The following is a 19844-nucleotide window of genomic DNA, read 5'->3' as shown; positions in this document are numbered from 1 at the left end:
ACTCTCTGGTTAACCGTTATACTCTTTGCTTAACCGGTGTATTCTTTGTTTAATCGGAATACTCTTTGTTTAACCGGAATACTGTGGCTAATTAGGACCGACTTCCAAAAGGACCATGGATGACTCTCGAAAAATCGACAGACGCCAGCGGCGGTATTTTTCATCATCCCCTCCGGCCATTCAGCCAGACTACTGTTCTGATTGTGGACGATGAAGAGTTTAACCGGACCCTGCTCAGACTTACCCTGGAAGGCCACTTTCGTGTAGTGGAAGCCAGTGGGGGAAAGACTGCACTCGATATTTGCCTGACGAATCCCCCCGATTTGGTCCTGATGGATGTCATGATGGAGGACATGAGTGGTTACGATGCCTGTCAGAAACTAAAGCAACATCCTGATACTCACCATATACCCGTCATTTTCGTCACCGCAATCTCAAGCCCGGAGGAAGAAAACAAATGTTGGCAGTCGGGTGGCATGGACATCCTTGCCAAACCCATCAACGCTCCCACCCTCATCCATAAAGCCAAGGCACTGCTGACACTAAAACTCCAGGGAGACGCACTACGGGAGATGGCTTACCTGGATGGCCTGACCAGTGTATATAACAGACGCTATTTTGATGATTACCTATCCAGGCAGTTAAGTCAGTCTCGACGTAACCAAACCCCACTTTCGCTGATGCTGATAGACGTGGATTGGTTCAAGAAATTCAATGACCACTATGGTCACCTTGCAGGGGATGACTGCCTGAGAACGATTGCGCAAACATTGAAAGGTTCTTTGATGCGGCCTTTGGATATTGTGGCACGCTATGGAGGGGAAGAGTTCGCCTGTGTACTACCGGACACAGACCCCAAAGGAGCCACGCACCTCGCAGGCAATATTCTTGCAGAAATCAGAAATCTGTCTTTGCCACACGGACTTTCGTCTTTTGGACACATCACCATCAGTATTGGAGTGGCAATTACAGACTCCACAACACTCCAGGTAGATGAGCTGCTCGCCATTGCAGACCAGAAACTTTATCAAGCGAAAGAAGGCGGAAGAAACTGTTTTAGAATGGCCGCTTGATCCGTTCCGGACAGTGGAAACCTCAATCAACTTTCGTGCGTCGAATATTGCACTTGCGGCAAATTCGAAGGCCCCACATAGCAAATAGACTATTTGCTGCTATGCTCTTTGTTACCAGCCTATTTGATCACTCTTTGAACGGAAACCTGCTACCTCAGTAGGTAGCTCAGGTAGGGAAACGATATGGTTAGCCAAAATCGTCAACTCAAGGATACCGGCTCTCGACGCTTTCTTCTGATCTCTTTCTCCTTCCTGATTATTGTCGGAATTATTCTGGTTGTTCTGTCTGAGCAGAACGCCCGACGACAAACCCTGGAAGAATTCAATGACCTGATCTCCGTCCAGACATCCACAACTGCGAACCAGTTGTCCTCTGCCATCGAACGGGCCAAAAGACAGACCAGATTCATATACTCCACTCCGCCGATTCAAGGCATTGTCAGGGCACAGGCTAACGGAGGTATAGATCCGAACGATCAAACGCCATATGACATCTGGATCAAGCGGTTACAAATTATCTTCGTTGCTTTACTGGAGAATAATCCCAATATCTTTCAGGTGCGCTATATCGGAGTTGACGACAACGGCAAAGAGCTGGTGAGAGCCCAGAGAGACCTCGGCAACATCAATCTTGTTGAAGGCATCTATCTCCAGGAAAAACAAAACGAACCTTACTTTCAGGATACCCTTCAGCTTAAGCCCGGTGAGATCTACGTTTCAGACATTACACTCAACCGGGAGTATGGAAAAATTCAATTTCCCCCAGTGCCGGCCTTTCGTGTCACAGTGCCTGTATTTTCCGGACCCGATAAAATGTTCGGCATGGTCGTGATCAACATTGATGCCCGCCCCCTGTTTAAAGAACTCAAAAACAATATTGGCAATCATATCCAACTGATCTTGTTGAACGATCACGACCATTTCATGCTGCACCTGGATCCGGATAAAGACTTTGGCTTTGACCTGGGATCAGATCAAAAATGGAAGGATGTATTTACCCAGAAGCAGGAACAGTCTCCCGAGGATGGCAAACTCCTGACAGCCAAATCCTCTGACAACATCTCCGTGTTTTACCTCAAACGGAAAATCTGGCTATCACGCCCGGATGAAGATCGGCACCTCACTCTGATTTCCATGGTGTCCAATGAGGTTATCGGCAGTGCATTAATACAACGCCGGCTGTCATCCATTGCGCTTGTCTCAATAATTCTGATTGTCGTATCCATCATTCTTTTCTTTTACCAGCGATTTATGAACAGCCGTCTTGAGTTGAGTAAAACACAGACACAGTATGAGGCGATGATCAATGGTTCGAGCGATGCCATTATCGGGGTGGATGAAAAAGGCACCGTCACCAGTTGGAACCGGTCTGCCACCAACATGCTCAACTTATCTGAGCAGGATGTCATTGGTAGAGGAGTCTTTGACTTTATCAGGGTAAAGAATCCTGAAATGTTCAACCTCAATCATATTCAACGCGTTCTGGCGGGCGAGAGTCTTCCTCCTGTGGAGACTAAAATTTTGACCAGTGATCAACAGTCTGAATTTGTTGTCGCTTTAACCATTTCCCCGATTAAAAGCCCAAATCAGGAAATACTAGGGGCCGCTATTGTGGTAAGGGACATTTCAGAGCGTAAAGACTTTGAAGATCGGATTTTAGAACTGAACACATCTCTTGAATCACAGGTAAAAGAACGCACCTCAGAACTGGAGGAAGCCCGCAATCAGGCATTAACAGCCAGCAAGTTAAAGAGCGATTTCGTCGCCAACATGAGCCACGAAATTCGCACTCCCATGAACGGCATATTCGGCATGCTCAACCTCTTGAAACGGGGAACGCTTTCAGAGCAGCAGGAAAAATATCTGGCCATGGCTGAGGCCAGCTGTGAAACGTTGTCGGCCCTGATTAATGACATACTGGACCTCTCCAAGATCGAAGCTGGAAAACTTGATCTTGAGTACATCGAATTCAACCTGATTGATACGACTTGCACCCTAATCTCATCTGTCGCGCTCAAGGCTCAGGAAAAGGGGCTGGAACTGATTACCGACTTCAGTGGGGTTCAGCAACCTTTTGTCATTGGTGACCCTCATCGGCTAAAACAAATCCTCATGAATCTATTGGGGAATGCCATCAAGTTTACGTCCAAAGGTGAAATTGAAGTCACGGTATCGACCAGACAACTCGGTGATTCGGAGGTGTCTGTCAGTATCGTCGTCAGAGATACCGGCATTGGCATCAAACCGGAAAAACAGCGCAAACTTTTTCATGCCTTTACCCAGGCAGACAACAGCACCACGAGAGAATTTGGCGGCACAGGACTGGGTCTCTCCATTACTCGACACTTATGCCACCTGATGAACGGAAGCGCCTCAGTTGACAGCACACCCTCAACCGGATCGGTGTTTAAAGTAGAGATTCAGTTGGGCAGAGGGCAACAAAACGAGGCCGCATGGGAGGAGGCTATTTCACTTGAGGATAAGTATATCTGGATCATCGAAGACAACCAGACATTGGCCTCTTCGCTTCAACAACAGTTTGGCTTATGGCGGGCACATACCTGGCATACAGACTCTTTTGAACATGCTTTGAATGAGCTGAAGGACGGTGATCAGAAACCGGATATTGTGCTGATTGACAACAAGTTCGTCAGTCAAGGCTCCAGCCATCAAAATCCGCTTACCCGGCTACAGGAAATTGGAATAGAGCTAAAGCTCACCGTTATGAGTGATCAAGTTCATGAAGTGGACCTTCCCGCCACTTCAGATAGTCTTTACATCCTGATGAAGCCTGTATCTCCCTATGATCTGATACAAATGATTCAGGAGTTCTACCCAGCCCAATATCAGGAGGCAATTCCTTTCAATAGCCAGAAAGTGCGGAATTCACACCTGGAAAGCAAGCTCTACGAATATAAGGGTGTCAGGCTGATGATTGCCGATGACGTCATGATCAATCGGGAAGTCGTCAAAGACCTTTTGGAAGAATACGGCTTTGACATCACCCTGGCCTGCAATGGTCAGGAGCTCATGGAACGCCTTAAAGATTGCAATGAGCATAACCTTCCTTCGTTAATTCTCATGGACTGCCAAATGCCAAAAATGGATGGCTTCACTGCCACCAAAAAAATAAGAGTGGGGCAGGCTGGTTCCCATTTAAAAAACATTCCCATTCTGGCACTGACGGCTGGTGCTATGTCAGGTGACCGGGACAGTTGTCTTGCGGCGGGAATGAATGACTACATCACCAAGCCTATTGATCCGGCCGAATTAAAATCCAAGCTGATCAACTGGCTGCCGCCGGTTCCAGGTATTGAAAACCAGCATACATCCTCCCCGTTTCCCTTGGAGGAGGAAGCAGCAAAGTCCACTCAAGAGTCTGATGAAGGCGACCCATCGTTGAGTACTCTGCCGGTTTGGGACAGTAAGGGAGCCCTTCACCGAATGGACAATAAGGAAGCAGTGTTAAACAAAATGATTGGCCTATTCCTGCAGGAAGCACCCCAACGAGTTGCAAAGCTGCAGGAGGCCTACGGCTCTATGGATTTCGAAGAGATCAGGCGTCTTGCTCATTCGTTAAAGGGCCTGACAGGAACCATTGGCGGTAACCGGGTGCAATATATCTGCCTGCAGATTGAAACCTTTGCAACCAACGAGGAGCAGGAATCCGTCACAACGTGGTATACAGCTTTCGAGCAAGCGATTAAGGATTTGGACCAGGAGCTCAAAAAGACAAAGGCCGCATAAACCCGGCCGTGAGGAAGCGTTGGTCAGGTATTTCGTACTCTAGATTTCCGGCTAGATCCCTGAATACCTGACCTTTAAGCCGTCAATTACTCAGTTGGAACCGCTGCGTCTGCCGCAGGATCAGGAGTTTCTGCACCAGCGGCAGTTGCGTCACCGGCATAGACCATGAATTCATTGAGAGAAACCAGGCCATTCTGGTCCAGATCAATGGCTTCAAAATCCTGATGAATGGTGGCATTAACGGTGACTTCATTTTCGTCCAGCATGGAGTCACTGTTTGCGTCCAGGGCAGTAAATGCACGCTCTGAAGGTGACATGGAATCATCCATTACAGGGCGCTCCATATCGGTAGGTTCGGCAGAAATGGCTTCCTGACTCATCGTCGAACCGGTGTCAGTATAGGATTGAGTTTCCTCAGTCATAGAAGGTTGTTGCTCTGCCTCGGCTTGAGGGTTTCCTTCCTGGACTGGAGATTCGTCGGTACAGGCTAGCAGACCGCCTACCATTAAAGAACCGGCCAAAATCATGGCACTGGTGTTTTTCATCGCCTTTTGCATAGTCATTACCTTCTTCTATTCTAAATTTCTGTCACAGATACCATCTCAAGCCATCTGCGAATTTCAGGCTGACCATATCAACATTGATGCCAACTAACATTTTCTCTTTATTTTCATAAGGTTATGAATATCTATCTATACCGTTCACCCGAGAAATGTCGCAAACTCGCAACATACCTATCCCCCTCAGGCAAATACGGAAATAAATCAGAGAGTTACAGGTTTCAAAATGGCAACATTAAAGAAAGAATATTTGTTTCCAAAACCTGGGAATATGCAGCCGACCAATTAAAGTTTCACTAAACTAATAAGGAAGACCTTTATCGTCTTGAGGGAAATGCCTATGACTGGACACAAAGCACTAACCAACCACGAAGTGACTATTTGCCTGGACGGGGGAGCTGTCCTGGGGCCGTTTAAAGCAACCTGGAGCACTGAACTGACCAGCGATGTCCGGGAGCTGGTGAAGGACTATGATACGTTTCTTCAAACCGGTAAACAGAGTCGCTTTAAATATCACCTGCATGATTCAGAAAAGCGTTACGCCCATACGGTGGTCCTGCACTTTTCCAATGTCACGGGAATCTATGACCGGGTAGCACTCAGCGATGACTGATTCAGGGTAAAGCGACGACTGATTCTGGATAAAGCGATGACTGATCCCGAATGACTGGCTTTTACCCATTACATGGGGCGACGACCTGATCCACCGATGTATGACGTAACCGGGCCAGTTCCTCGGCAAATTTCCGACGGGTATATTCAGCCAGTTCAGTATCACTCATCTGGGCAAAGGATTCCGGTTCAATTGTATCCATCACCTTTACGCAGATGGGGTGACGCCCGTGAAACTCAAGACTGTGTTTGGGCAGGGCGTGAGTGGTTCCTTCGATCACTATCGGCAATATTGGCAGGCCAAGCTTCTTCGCCAGGATAAACGCTCCGGGCTTGAAGCTCTTCAATCGACCGTCAAATGACCGAGTGCCTTCAGGGAACAGATAAACAGAACTCTGCCCTTTCAAATGGGTCTCCGCAGCACTCATCATCTGTCCGATACTCTCGGCATCTCCCCGCTTCAATTTGACATAGCGGTTGAGGACCATATTCCAGCCGATCAACGGCACCTGGAAAATTTCTGCTTTAGATACCCACTTAAAATGAAAGAACAGCCCGAAAACGACCAATATATCCAGCAGGGATTGGTGATTGGAGACCACCACATAAGTGCGTCGGGGATTAATTTTATGCCTGTCGATAAAACTCACCTGCCAGGCCGGCATTGACCAGACATACAAATATGCCCAGAAGCAGGTATAGCGATGCAGATAGACCAGACGATGATCAAACCAGCGGGTGAGCAACCAGAGGACAAGAGCGCCGGCAAACAAAGCTACCGAGGTCAAAGTAATAAATAGTAAAAAGATTATGCCAATGATTTTTTTCATTATTCGCCTGTACAACATCTAACTTCAGTCACCGGCGGCAGAATTTATCAGACTTTTCAGTATCGAAAAACTCACTGGCGATTTTCACCTTACTGCACTTTTTTGCTTTAATGACTATATAAGCACGAGTTATCCAGCTAAAAATGCCAGTACGCTGTAGTTGAGATAGTCAGAAGTTGCGAGTAGTCCGGCGACTGGCCGAAGCTCCAATGGGTCTTTGCGACCTCACACCTGACAATAAACAAGGGGCAGCGTAATGGCACAATACCATACCGACAACATACGCAACATTGCACTTCTCGGCCATGTCGGCTCAGGAAAGACTACCCTTCTTGAAGCTCTGCTGGCGCGATCGGGCGAGATTCCCTCCGCGGGCAGTGTGGATAAAGGCACCACACTGACTGACTTCGATCCCCAGGAAAAAGAACTGGGACATTCTCTATACAGCTCCGTATGCAGCCTCGATTTTGAAAGCGCGCATATTAATTTTCTGGACACTCCGGGGTATCCGGATTTTATTGGAAGAGCGCTATGCGTCCTGCCCGCGGCCGACTCCGCAGCCATCGTCATCAATGCTCAGGCCGGAGTGGAAATGGTCACCGAACGGGTCATGACCGCTGCCAGACAACGCAACCTCTGTCGCATGATTATCGTCAATAAGATCGATACCAATGACCTGAATTTTACGGAGCTGTTGGACAATATCCAGGAAACCTTCGGTTCTGAATGCCTGCCGATTAACCTCCCCACGGATAACGGCAACCGTGTGGTGGATTGTTTCTTTTCTCCTGACGAATCTCTTGCCACTGACTTTTCATCCGTCAAAGAAGCTCACGATGCGATGGTGGACCAGGTCGTGGAAGTCGATGAAGAATTGATGGAGATCTATCTTGAACAGGGACAGGCACTGACTCCAGAACAGCTACATGAGCCCTTTGAAGAAGCATTGCGGGAAGGACACCTGATTCCGGTGTGCTTTGTCTCCGCCCAGACCGGCGCAGGTATCGATGAACTTCTGCAGGTGTTTGCCCGTCTGATGCCCACCCCGCTGGAAAGCAATCCGCCGTTGTTCCTGAAAGGCGAGGGGCAAGATGCCGTGAAGGCCATCGTCGAGGCTGACCCTGAAAAACACGCGGTTGCACATGTTTTCAAAGTAACCGTCGATCCCTATGTGGGTCGGTTGGGAATTTTTAGAATTCACCAAGGGACTATTTCACCGAATACCCAACTGTATATCGGGCATTCACGAAAACCGTTCAAGGTTTCCCATCTTTTAAAACTACAGGGCAAGAAGACCTGGGAAGTCAGTCTCGGCATACCTGGCGACATCTGCGCAGTATCAAAGGTAGAAGACATAGAATTTGATGCGGTTCTTCATGATTCCAATGAAGAGGATCACTATCACCTCAAATCCGTCGAGTTCCCGCCTCCCCTTTACGGTATTGCCATAGAGCCGACCCGTCGCGGCGATGAACAGAAACTTTCTGAGGCGCTGCAAAAACTGTCCGCTGAGGATCCCAGCCTTCAAATTGAACACCGTGCTTCTCTCAATGAAACCGTGATGTATGGAATGGGGGATATGCACCTGAAAGTGGTCCTTGAGAGAATGAAGGAGCAGTTTAATGTAGAAGTGAAAACCCATCCGCCGTCCATCGCCTATAGAGAAACCATCACCAAACCGGCGGACGGGCATCATCGCCACAAGAAGCAAACCGGCGGTGCCGGTCAGTTTGGCGAAGTCTTCCTGCGGATTGCACCGTTGGATAGAGGCAAAGGATTCGAATTCGAGAACAAAGTTGTCGGTGGCGCTATTCCTTCTCAGTTTATTCCAGGTGTTGAAAAAGGAATTCGGCAGGTGTTGGATTCCGGGGCGATTGCCGGCTATCCCCTGCAGGACATCAGGGTCACGGTATATGATGGCAAGCATCACTCAGTGGATTCAAAAGAAATTGCGTTCTTAACCGCAGGAAAAAAAGCCTTCCTGGAAGCGGTAAGATCCGCCCACCCTGTAGTCCTTGAGCCCGTAGTTCACCTTAGAATTACTGCTCCAGCCAGCAGCCTGGGGGACATCACCGGACACCTTTCTTCATCCAGAGGCATGATCAACGGCAGCACTTCCCTGCCCCGCAACCGCGTCGCTGTGACGGCCCTGGTGCCAATGGGAGAACTTGAGGATTACCAATCCAAATTGAAATCGATGACGGGAGGGGAAGGTCTATTTACCATGGAGTTCAGCCATTACGATATTGTTCCTCCTCCCCTTCAGCAGAAGCTGGTAAGTCAGTTCAAACACGAGGAGTAATTCGGCAATAATCGGGCAGACTTCAGTCAGGTTAAAGAGAGGTCACCAATTGAACCAGGAGATCGAGTTTCTGGTTGCTTAACTGGCGATAATCAAAATAGGGACAGAGCACCATGCGTCCCTGGCGACTGACACTGAAATCCGGGTTGATGATTTCCCAGTCATCAAACCATGTCATCACTGAGAGCGATTGCGCATGCTGTTTGCCCATAATGATGTGGACAGCATGCGTCGATAGGACCGGGGCGGAAAAAAGCAGTGCCTGCCCACTCCCCCTTTGCAGCAGCGTATGATCCCGATAGTTCTGCCAAGTACTGTCTTGCGAACGGCGGTTTTGTCCAGAACCGATCTGTCCGTTATCAGGAAGCTGACCGACTTTGCTTTTGGCTGCGAGAGAATCCAGGAAAAATGCCAGCTTGGCATACAAGTTAAAGATCTTTCGCCAATGATTGCCGGTTTTCGCGACGATATCCGCGATTTCACCTGATTCCAATACACGGAGATGGTCCAACTGATCATAGGGAGACAGTGGCGGCCGATTAGCGATATAAACCCGCAGAAACGCCTCAGGCTCACCTAAACCGGCAATAGGTGAGATTTGGCTATCTATAGAATGAGACAATTGAGTGTCGTTCCCTCAATGTTTTTGTGACCAGGACCGAGATAGGGACCAGAACAAACACCTGCCGGCTGATTTTCCACCGAGACTATTCGTCGTCAGACTCGCCGTACAATACATCTGGAGTTTTGGCTGCCCTGGCAAACAAGTGACGGTTTTCTGCAATCTTCATGGCAACCTGTTCTGCCATATCGTCTGTAAGATCCGGAACTTCCCGCTGCAAAAACATCAGCACGGCCTCGGAATATTCGAGCATTTTGTCACGCTCATCAGCGTCTTTCTTGGATGCAAACAGGAGGTTTTCGGGATCAGCCATGACATCCTCTAACGCATCGCGCTCTGAATAGTAAAGTACTCCAACGCCCATACTTAGTTTTCCTCATAATGAAATCTGTTCAACATTGGTTTGATTGAAAGTGATGTTCAATTGGTTGCGAGCCCAAACACTGTATTTATATACAGAAAATTAGTCAAGCCATTGCGTCAATTCATGACATAATGAGAATGAATGAACTAGCCGAAGATAGCAAAACCTATAAAATGTTGATTATTTCAAATTCCGTCTCAATTCCCGACAGCGAGCTTGAGTTCACCGCCATCCGGGCCCAGGGTTCCGGGGGGCAAAACGTCAACAAGGTGTCCAGCGCCATTCACCTGAGATTTGACATCAAGGCCTCCTCGCTACCGGAGTTTTACAAAGAAAAGCTTCTGGCATACAGCGATCACCGTATCACCCAAGACGGCGTCATCGTCATCAAATCCCAGGAGCATAAGAGCCAGGAGCTGAACCGCCAGGCTGCCGAACAACGCCTGATCGGATTGATTCAGGACGCCACCAGAGTCCAAAAAAAACGTAAAGCCACCAAACCGACTCGCGCTTCTCAGAACAGGCGCATGGACAGTAAAACCAAACGTGGCCAGATCAAATCAATGCGGCGAAAGATAGAAGATTAACCTCCTGACTCGTTCTTTCTTCCTATTTCATGTTACACGGAAACCCTTTATGGTCTGCCTACGTTTGGATCTGTAATGAGCCGTACCTATGATAGAGCTTCTGCAAAATACCTTTTACAGCGATATCCCCATTACCCGGGCCATGAATCTGCAAGTCCTGAAATATGACGGCATGTCGCTGACACTACGGTCGCCACTGGTTCCCAATCGCAATGATAAAGGTACCGCATTTGGAGGAAGTCTTTATTCGACGGCAGTGCTGGCTGGGTGGGGGCTTCTGTTCTTAATGACAAAAGAACGCCACATACAGGCGGACATCATGATTCATGAGAGCCATACCCGATTTATGCGCCCGGTAAACGGCGATATCGAGGCTACTTGTGTTTTTAACTCAGAGGAACAAATCGACAGGGCGTTACGCTTGTTTTCGCGCAAAGGGCTCGCACGTTTTCATTTGAATACCACCGTGACTGCGGATGACAACCAAGCCATGCTATTCGAAGGCTCTTACGCCATAGCCAGATGAAAACGCGCTATGCAGACTTACCGGGGCCGGCGCGCCCGACAGAAACGTCACATGAATAGACAGAACTACCACATAAATAGATAGGAACCATCACATGAACAAATAGTTTGCAACCTCGAACGCATCGGGTTTGCCTTCTTCATGACCAAAATAGCAGATATCCTCCATGGCCCGGCTATCCGGATCATATATTCCGACGACAAATTCCAGCTTGTGGCTTTTGGCCAGTCCATAAAGAAAGTTCAAAGGTTCTCTTAATTGAGCGGCTTTACTGGCATGGATGTTAATTCCCAGATGACGCTCGCCGGTGTCATCATCCGTCAGGTTTACCAACTCTACTTCCTCTCCCTGCTTACCTGCCCATTCCGTAATGGCAGCTGTCATAGATTCATCCACATCATCCCAGTCCATGGTGTCAACCAGCATATAGAGTTTCATTAATCGATGTACCTCAAAGGAAAAAAGAAGAGCCAGGGATTGTTTCGGATAGTCCCTTCCGCCGTCACCCTGTTCAGGAGTCGCTGGCTAGTGCCGTTTTCTGCTCGTATTCAGCGATCCTTTCACGTTCATACTGGCGCGCCGCCTTTGCCACAGAACCACTCTGCCCGGTAGTAAGCCAACGCTTCACTCGACCGGCATCCCCGATAGGGCTGCGCTTGCCAAATGAATCCAGGAATACCATGGCAACATCATTGCCGGCAATATTACTCACCATGATCAGACAACGCCCAGCCTCAGTGATATAGCCGGTCTTGCTGAATTTCACATCCCAGCTGTCCCGACGAACCAGCAGGTTAGTATTGCCGTATGCCAGCGTGTATCTGGGGTTCCTGAATCGGGCATCATACCTGGTCGTGGTAGTGAATTCGCGAATTTTATCATAGGTCAGCGCTGCCTGGATCATTTTAACCAGATCAGCTGCCGTCGATACATTGGTGACTGATAATCCGCTGGGATCAGTGAAATGAGAGTTGCTCATACCAAGTTTCTTGGCTTTCGCATTCATCGCAGTAACAAAGGCTTCTATCCCGCCAGGATGCGCCTGGGCCAGGACATTCGCGGCAAGGTTTTCTGATGACATCAGTGCCAGCAGCATGAGGTCTCCGCGACTGATTTCAGAACCCACCCGAATTCGGGAATAAGCATTCTTATGCGTTTCACGGTCAGGTTCGGAAATCGTGATAATTTCTTTCAGGGACTCGCCGGAATCCAGAACGACCATGGATGTCATCACTTTGGTGATTGACGCAATCGGCACAACCCAATCCGCGTTTTTACTGTAGAGCGTCTTGCGTTTCTCCAGATCAAATACAGCCGCCTTTACCGATGCAAGCTGAATATTGGCAGGATCTGGCCTGGCCGTCATAGTGATCTGGCTGGAAGATAGTTTTTGAGCCGGGGAGTCAGGAGCTTCCGCATGGACAACAGAAGCGAAAAATAGGCAGAAAATTGCAAGTAGTCGGATTTTTATAGTCTCCATCCAGACAATCCATCAACAACTGATATGTAACTGCGAGACATACTGACAGGCTTGAGAAGGAAGAACAAGCGGAAGACCGCCATATAAGCGAGATTTAATGAAGCAAGACACCGAAAAAACAGGACGGAACATTCTTCCGTCCTGCCTCACACTTTTCAGGAACTTTTAATCACAGGGAAAATAACTAACCACGGGAGAAATAACTAATCACAGGAGGATTAATCAGCCGCGGCAGAAATGATTAACCCCGAAAGTAGCGATGTTCAACGAAAATCGCGGGCACAACTTCTGCCGCAATTTCCCGACCACGCAACAGTACTTTCAATTTGGTACCAACAGCCGCATGCTCAGTCGCCACATATCCCATTGCAACAGGCTTACCAACCGTCGGACCGAAACCACCACTGGTGATTTCACCAATTTTTTCGCCTTCAAGCGTCAGGACTTCAGCACCTTCGCGGACCGGAGCACGGCCTTCGGGCTGAATGCCCACACGCTTACGGCTGCTGCCATCAGCAAACTCTTTCAGTGTCGCTTCAGCTCCTGGGAAACCACCTTCCCGGGCTTCGCCACTACGACGAGGTTTGGACAATACCCATTTCAGATTGGCTTCTACCAAATTGGTGTCCGTATTCAGATCATGTCCATAGAGACACAGACCAGCTTCCAGGCGTAAAGAATCACGAGCCCCAAGACCAATAGGCTCCACATCTTCATGGGCCAGTAACGCTTTCGCCAAAGCTTCACACTGGTCAGCAGGAACGGAAATCTCAAACCCGTCTTCACCGGTGTATCCTGAACGGGTCACAAAGCATTCTGCACCATTCAGGGTCGCGAAAGCCCCCTTCATGAAAGTCAGCTTGTTCAATTCCGGTGCAAAGGATTCCATAACCTTCGCTGCTGTCGGTCCTTGTAAAGCCAACAACGCCCGATCTTCCAGGATCTGCATTTCACAACGGTCACTCAAATGCTGTTTCAGGTGAGCAATATCCTGCTCCTTACAGGCGGCATTCACGACCAGGAACAGCGAGCTGCCATCATTGGTCACCATCAGGTCATCGAGGATTCCACCCTGATCGTTGGTAAACAGAGTGTAGCGCTGCTCACCTTCAGCCAGCCCGAGAATATCACCGGGCACCAGCGTTTCAAGCGCCGCTGCCGCGTCAGGACCGATCAACCTCACCTGCCCCATGTGTGAAACATCAAACAAACCGGCTTTTTCCCGGGTATGGGTATGTTCTTTGATAATGCCTGCAGGATAAGACACCGGCATCATGTACCCGGCAAACTCAACCATCTTAGCGCCCAGTTCCACATGCAGGTCATACAGTGGTGTTTTTAGTGCAGTGCTGGATTCAGCCATCGTCAGCTCCTTCGGCTTAACATTCAATAACGTTAACCGCCAGACCACCTCTGGCAGTTTCTTTGTACTTCGTCTTCATATCTGCCCCGGTGGCCTTCATGGTCTTGATGACCTTATCGAGAGATACGAAGTGGTGCCCGTCCCCACGCAGCGCCATACGGGATGCGTTGACCGCTTTGATGGCCCCCATCGCATTACGTTCGATACAGGGAATCTGAACCAGGCCACCAATCGGATCGCAGGTTAACCCCAGATTGTGTTCCATACCGATTTCAGCGGCATTTTCAACCTGATCTGGAGTACCCCCGGTAACTTCCGCCAATGCGCCGGCAGCCATGGAGCAGGCCACGCCAACTTCTCCCTGACAACCCACTTCCGCACCGGAAATGGAAGCACCTTCCTTATAGAGGACGCCGATCGCTCCTGCCGTCAGCAAAAATCGCACAATGCCATCTTCGGAGGCACTGGATACAAAGCGGTCGTAATAATGCATTACTGCCGGAATAATACCGGCGGCACCATTAGTAGGGGCGGTAACTACCCGCCCTCCAGCCGCATTCTCTTCGTTCACAGCCAGGGCATAGAGGTTCACCCAATCCATGACATTCAAAGGATCACGCATCGCTGCCTCGGGTCGCTGGACCAGCTTCCGGTATAACTCGGCAGCACGGCGCTTCACCTTCAATCCGCCCGGCAGAATACCTTCCGTTTTACAGCCTCGCTCCACGCATTCCTGCATGACATTCCAGATATTCAACAGGCCTGCACGGACTTCTTCTTCACTGCGCCAGACTTTCTCATTTTCCATCATCACCTGGCTGATGCTCATGCCATTGTCATGGCAGTGTTTGAGCAGCTGGACCGCATTGGTGAATTCGTAGGGCAAAGGCGTCCGGTCAGCAACAATCTTGTTCTCACCCACCGCCTGTTCATCAAGAACGAAACCGCCTCCTACCGAATAGTACAAACGGGTACGTAAAGCGATCCCCTCCTGGCCAAACGCAGTAAAGCGCATCCCATTTGGGTGATATGGCAGGCTCGCCCGCTTATTCATGATCAGGTGTTCAGACTCGATAAAGTCAATCTCACGCTCCCCCAGGAGAGTGATCTTTTTACTGCTTCTGATTTCCTCTATGCGGGCCTCGACCGAGGAAGTATCGACATCCTCAGGAGTATCTCCCTCAATCCCCAGCATCACGGCTTTATCGGAGCCATGCCCCTTACCGGTAGCCGCCAGAGAGCCGAATAGTTCGGCTTTCAGGGTGACAACCTCATCAAGCTTTCCTTCGTTCTTCAACCCCTGAAGAAACAGAAAAACAGCTTTCATCGGCCCCACAGTATGCGAACTGGATGGTCCGATACCGACTTTGAACAGATCAAATACGCTAACGGCCATGATCATCCTCTCCCTTTAGCAGGCTTGGAATGAAGTATTGTCATTATTTTAACACTCACACTCATTGGATTTATCGGATAACCGTTAAACGTTTCAGGACACTTTGCGGCCATACACAGGAAAACGACGGCAGATATCCGCCACTTTTTCCCGGACGGTCGCAATCACGGACTCATCGCTGATGTCTTCCAGAACATCGCAGATCCAGTTGGCCAGCTCTGTGGCTTCTGCTTCTTTAAAACCACGCGTGGTGATACAGGGAGTTCCGATTCTCAATCCGGATGTCACAAAAGGAGACTGTGGATCATTCGGCACGGTGTTTTTATTCACGGTGATGTGAGCTTTTTCAAGTGCAGCATCCGCATCTTTACCGGTAATCCCTTTGTCGATCAGATCGACCAGGAACAAATGATCATCGGTTCCGCCACTGACAATCTTGTAGCCACGAGTGATCATGGTCGTCGCCATCGCCTTGGCATTGGCAATCACCTGCTTCTGGTAATCCTTGAATTCAGGCTCCAGAGCTTCTTTGAAGGCCACCGCCTTTGCCGCGATAACATGCATCAATGGTCCACCCTGGATACCAGGGAAGATCAGTGACTGCAGTTTCTTTTCAATCTCAGGATTGGACTTGGCCAGAATCAGTCCACCACGTGGTCCACGCAGGGTTTTATGGGTGGTTGTGGTGGTGACATCAGCAATCTGGACCGGGCTTGGATACAGTCCGGCGGCCACGAGGCCGGCAATGTGTGCCATATCAACAACGAGATAGGCACCAACCATGTCTGCAATTTCGCGGAAACGCTGCCAGTCAACGACGCGGGAGTATGCGGAAAAGCCTGCGATAATCAGCTTGGGTTTATGTTCCAGAGCCAGTGCTTCGACCTGCTCGTAGTCGATCTCACCGGTTTCCGGCTTCAAGCCGTACTGAATAGCGTTATAGATCTTACCGGAAAAGTTGGGTTTGGCTCCGTGGGTAAGATGACCACCATGGTCCAGGCTCATGCCCAGAATAGTATCGCCAGGTTTGATCAATGCCATATAAACGCCCGCATTGGCCTGGGAGCCTGAATGCGGCTGAACGTTGGCATAATCGGCACCGAACAGCTCCTTGGCCCGATCAATGGCCAGCTGTTCTGCGATATCCACAAACTCACACCCACCGTAATAACGCTTGCTGGGGTAACCTTCCGCGTACTTATTGGTGAGTTCACTTCCCTGGGCTTCCATCACGCGAGGGCTGACGTAGTTTTCCGATGCAATAAGTTCGATGTGCTCTTCCTGGCGGCGACGCTCGGATTGAATCGCAGCAGCAAGCTGAGGATCGAAATCGGCAATTTTCATATCTTCATTGAACATGGTGTAGCACCTCTCGGGTTCTATGGAAGCTCCATACGCCTGCTGAACAGCCTGTTTTCAGGCACAGTGCTCCCTGCCGGATAATCAGCAAGGGAGCACCGGAGTCTCCGGTATTATTTTTAACTAAAGACTGATTGAGAGCCGTCGGCTACTCGTAGTCACTCATCGAAGGACAGGAACAAATCAGGTTCCGGTCACCATAGACGTTGTCGATACGGCCAACAGGACACCAGTATTTGTCGGCAGGCAATGCCGCTACCGGAAACACACCCTGTTCACGGCTGTATGGGCGGTTCCACTCGCCTACCAGATCACGGGTCGTGTGTGGTGCCATCCGCAGAGGACTGTTTTCAACGCTGTACTCGCCTCGCTCCACTGCGCGAATTTCTTCACGAATGGCAATCATGGCGTCACAGAAGCGATCCAGTTCCTCAAGAGACTCACTTTCTGTCGGCTCGATCATCAAAGTTCCCGGAACCGGGAAAGACATGGTGGGGGCATGGAAGCCGAAGTCGATCAGACGCTTGGCGAAATCGTCAACGGTCACTCCTACAGTATCCTTGAATCCACGCATATCCACGATACATTCATGAGCAACATAACCGTGGGTTCCGGTATACAGAATCGGATAATGCTCAGAAAGACGCTTGCTGATGTAGTTGGCATTAAGAATCGCAATACGCGATGCATCCTTCAGACCCTGAGGGCCCATCATGCGCATATAGGTCCAGGAAATAGGAAGAATACCGGCACTGCCGTAAGGCGCAGCGGAAACCGCACTGATACGCTCCTTGCTCTGGGACTCCAGCAATGGATGTCCGGGCAGGAATGGCGCCAGGTGCTCAGCAACAGCAACCGGTCCAACACCGGGACCACCGCCGCCATGCGGGATACAGAAGGTTTTGTGCAGGTTCAAGTGAGAAACATCACCGCCGAACTTGCCGGGCTGGCACAGACCGACCATCGCATTTAGGTTGGCGCCGTCGATGTATACCTGGCCACCATGATGATGGATGATATCGCAAACTTCACGAATCCCTTCTTCAAACACACCATGAGTGGACGGATAGGTCACCATAATGGCGGCGAGATCTTCGCTGTGCTTCTCGGCTTTTTCACGCAGATCATTCAGATCAACGTTACCCTTGTTGTCACAGGCAACCACCACGACCTTCATTCCAACCATCTGGGCGGAAGCAGGATTGGTTCCATGAGCAGAGCTCGGGATCAGACAGACATTACGCTGTCCTTCGCCACGGCTGACATGATAGGCACGGATGGCCAGCAGGCCAGCGTATTCCCCCTGGGAACCGGCGTTCGGCTGCAAAGAACAAGCAGCATATCCGGTTGCTTCGCACAGCATATTTTCCAGGCTTGCGATCATATCGCGATAGCCTTCGGACTGATCCAGCGGAACGAAGGGGTGAATGTCACAGAACTCTGGCCAGCTCACCGGCATCATTTCGGTGGTGGCGTTCAGTTTCATGGTGCAGGACCCCAGCGGGATCATGGTGCGATCCAATGCCAGATCCTTGTCCGCCAGCTTACGCAGATAACGCAGCATCGCAGTCTCTGAGTGATGCTGACTGAACACAGGATGCTCCAAATAAGATGAAGTCCGCTCCAAGGATGCCGGAATGCAGCTGGCAGCCCCGTCCAGATTCAAACCATCCAGAGATGCCTGATCCTGGCCGAATACTTTCAACAACGTGACAATATCTTCAGCCGTGGTTGTTTCATCCAACGAAATACCCAGACGGTCATTGTCAACACGACGCAGATTCATCTCTGCCGCAAGCGCTGCAGAATAAATAGCATCGGTCTTATCACCGGTAGATACGGTCAGAGTATCGAAGAAGAACTCCGGCATACCGCCAAATCCGGCAGCCTGAAGACCTTCCTTAAGGCTGCACGCCAGACGATGAACTCGCTGGGCAATGCGCTTAAGACCTTCAGGACCGTGATAACAGGCGTACATGGAAGCAATAACCGCCAGCAAAGCCTGAGCGGTACAGATGTTAGACGTCGCATTCTGACGACGGATGTGCTGCTCACGGGTTTGCAGCGCGAGACGGTATGCAGAATCGCCGTTACTGTCGATGGACACACCGACCAGACGGCCAGGCAGAGAGCGACGGAACTGATCCTTGGTTGCCATATAAGCCGCATGTGGACCACCAAAGAACAGGGGAACACCAAAACGCTGGCTTGATCCGACTGCCACATCAGCGCCGAGTTCACCCGGTGAAGTCAGCAGGGTCAGCGCCAGGATATCTGCCGCCATAACGACTTGGGTATTCTTATCGTGACATTGCTTGATCAAATCTTTGTAGTCACGAACATCACCGAAGGTTCCCGGATACTGCAGCAACACCGCAAAACAGTCATGCTGAGCAGCTTCATCTGCACTGGCTACAATAACATTGATATCGAGGGGAGCTGCACGGCCTTTGACCACCTCAATGGTTTGAGGGTGACAGTCTTCGGCAACGAAGAAACTCATACTCTTATTCTTGCTGTTCATGCGGCGGCAAAGTGCCATCGCTTCAGCAGCAGCGGTTGCTTCATCCAGCAAAGACGCATTCGCGATTTCCATGCCGGTCAGGTCAGCGACCATCGTCTGGAAATTTAACAGAGCTTCCAGACGACCTTGGGAAATTTCAGGCTGATAAGGAGTATAAGCGGTATACCAGGCAGGATTTTCCAGAATGTTGCGCTGGATAACAGCTGGCGTAATAGTGCGGTAGTAGCCCGCCCCGATAAAGCTCTTATAGACTTTATTGCGGTCGGCGTAACCTTTCAGTTCTTCCAGAACCTTTTCTTCTGTCACTGCCGGAGCCAGATTCAAGGGATCAGGGTTGCGAATCGTCGCGGGTACTGTTTTGTCGATCAGGGTATCAACACTGTCAACGCCCAGGACTTCCAGCATGGACTGAACTTCAGCTGCATTCGGACCGATATGCCTGGCCACGAACGCATCATTCTGCGCCAGCTCCGCATATGAAGGGATCTTGCTCATCGCT

At 49.9% G+C, this 19844-nt stretch carries 16 protein-coding genes; 6 read left to right on the top strand and 10 right to left on the bottom strand.

All coding sequences use genetic code 11. From position 1 onward, the window contains the following. The first annotated feature begins 119 nt into the window (after positions 1-119). Together BTA51_RS19485 and BTA51_RS19480 are read left to right on the top strand one after the other, a co-directional pair. On the top strand, positions 120-1073 hold the full coding sequence (locus BTA51_RS19485; protein ID WP_094710309.1) for a diguanylate cyclase: 954 nt from the start codon (positions 120-122) through the stop codon (positions 1071-1073). A 183-nt stretch (positions 1074-1256) separates the two neighbouring features. Beyond that, entirely contained in the window at positions 1257-4820 is a 3564-nt protein-coding gene (locus BTA51_RS19480) for an ATP-binding protein (protein WP_094710307.1), read from the top strand. An 86-nt stretch (positions 4821-4906) separates the two neighbouring features. Here the strand turns inward: BTA51_RS19480 and BTA51_RS19475 are convergent, their stop codons facing one another. Continuing rightward, a complete protein-coding gene (locus tag BTA51_RS19475) occupies positions 4907-5383 on the bottom strand; it encodes an EF-hand domain-containing protein (RefSeq protein ID WP_168188221.1) in 477 nt (158 codons plus the stop codon). Positions 5384-5720: 337 nt separating this feature from the next. Between BTA51_RS19475 and BTA51_RS19470 the strand changes: the two genes are divergently transcribed. After that, the gene (locus tag BTA51_RS19470; RefSeq protein WP_094710303.1) at positions 5721-5993 is read left to right on the top strand and encodes a hypothetical protein; all 273 of its coding nucleotides are present in this window, start codon (positions 5721-5723) and stop codon (positions 5991-5993) included. Between the two features lie 61 nt (positions 5994-6054). On the opposite strand, the gene BTA51_RS19465 is transcribed toward BTA51_RS19470, so the two are convergent. Continuing rightward, on the bottom strand, positions 6055-6822 hold the full coding sequence (locus tag BTA51_RS19465) for a lysophospholipid acyltransferase family protein (RefSeq protein WP_094710301.1): 768 nt from the start codon (positions 6820-6822) through the stop codon (positions 6055-6057). Between the two features lie 256 nt (positions 6823-7078). On the opposite strand from BTA51_RS19465, the gene fusA reads away from it, so the two are divergent. After that, positions 7079-9124 carry an elongation factor G gene (gene fusA / locus BTA51_RS19460; protein ID WP_094710299.1) on the top strand — a complete coding sequence of 682 codons (2046 nt, stop codon included), beginning with the start codon at positions 7079-7081 and terminating at the stop codon, positions 9122-9124. 31 nt (positions 9125-9155) lie between these two features. On the opposite strand, the gene BTA51_RS19455 is transcribed toward fusA, so the two are convergent. Further along, on the bottom strand, positions 9156-9746 hold the full coding sequence (locus BTA51_RS19455) for a hypothetical protein (protein WP_094710297.1): 591 nt from the start codon (positions 9744-9746) through the stop codon (positions 9156-9158). An 85-nt stretch (positions 9747-9831) separates the two neighbouring features. Next, positions 9832-10110, bottom strand: coding sequence for a YebG family protein (locus tag BTA51_RS19450; RefSeq protein ID WP_094710295.1), 279 nt, complete (start codon positions 10108-10110; stop codon positions 9832-9834). A 173-nt stretch (positions 10111-10283) separates the two neighbouring features. On the opposite strand from BTA51_RS19450, the gene arfB reads away from it, so the two are divergent. Together arfB and BTA51_RS19440 are read left to right on the top strand one after the other, a co-directional pair. After that, positions 10284-10697, top strand: coding sequence for an alternative ribosome rescue aminoacyl-tRNA hydrolase ArfB (arfB, locus tag BTA51_RS19445; protein ID WP_094710387.1), 414 nt, complete (start codon positions 10284-10286; stop codon positions 10695-10697). Positions 10698-10785: 88 nt separating this feature from the next. Further along, positions 10786-11223 (top strand): YiiD C-terminal domain-containing protein, encoded by a 438-nt coding sequence (locus BTA51_RS19440; protein WP_094710293.1) that lies wholly within the window; start codon positions 10786-10788, stop codon positions 11221-11223. A gap of 90 nt (positions 11224-11313) precedes the next feature. Here BTA51_RS19440 and BTA51_RS19435 read toward each other — a convergent pair whose 3' ends face one another. The 6 genes from BTA51_RS19435 to gcvP form a co-directional block, all read right to left on the bottom strand. Beyond that, positions 11314-11661, bottom strand: a complete 348-nt coding sequence (locus BTA51_RS19435; RefSeq protein ID WP_094710291.1) for a hypothetical protein — start codon at positions 11659-11661, stop codon at positions 11314-11316. 73 nt (positions 11662-11734) lie between these two features. Next, entirely contained in the window at positions 11735-12703 is a 969-nt protein-coding gene (pbpG, locus tag BTA51_RS19430) for a D-alanyl-D-alanine endopeptidase (RefSeq protein ID WP_094710290.1), read from the bottom strand. Positions 12704-12944: 241 nt separating this feature from the next. Beyond that, positions 12945-14066 (bottom strand): glycine cleavage system aminomethyltransferase GcvT, encoded by a 1122-nt coding sequence (gene gcvT, locus BTA51_RS19425; RefSeq protein ID WP_094710288.1) that lies wholly within the window; start codon positions 14064-14066, stop codon positions 12945-12947. Positions 14067-14082: 16 nt separating this feature from the next. Next, on the bottom strand, positions 14083-15462 hold the full coding sequence (locus tag BTA51_RS19420) for an L-serine ammonia-lyase (protein WP_094710385.1): 1380 nt from the start codon (positions 15460-15462) through the stop codon (positions 14083-14085). 93 nt (positions 15463-15555) lie between these two features. Next, positions 15556-16821, bottom strand: a complete 1266-nt coding sequence (gene glyA / locus BTA51_RS19415; RefSeq protein WP_094710286.1) for a serine hydroxymethyltransferase — start codon at positions 16819-16821, stop codon at positions 15556-15558. Between the two features lie 148 nt (positions 16822-16969). Then, on the bottom strand, positions 16970-19840 hold the full coding sequence (gene gcvP, locus BTA51_RS19410; RefSeq protein ID WP_094710284.1) for an aminomethyl-transferring glycine dehydrogenase: 2871 nt from the start codon (positions 19838-19840) through the stop codon (positions 16970-16972). Positions 19841-19844: the final 4 nt, after the last annotated feature.

Source organism: Hahella sp. CCB-MM4, from assembly GCF_002260525.1.
Lineage (GTDB): Bacteria > Pseudomonadota > Gammaproteobacteria > Pseudomonadales > Oleiphilaceae > Hahella.
This window is presented reverse-complemented; position numbering and strand designations above follow the sequence as displayed.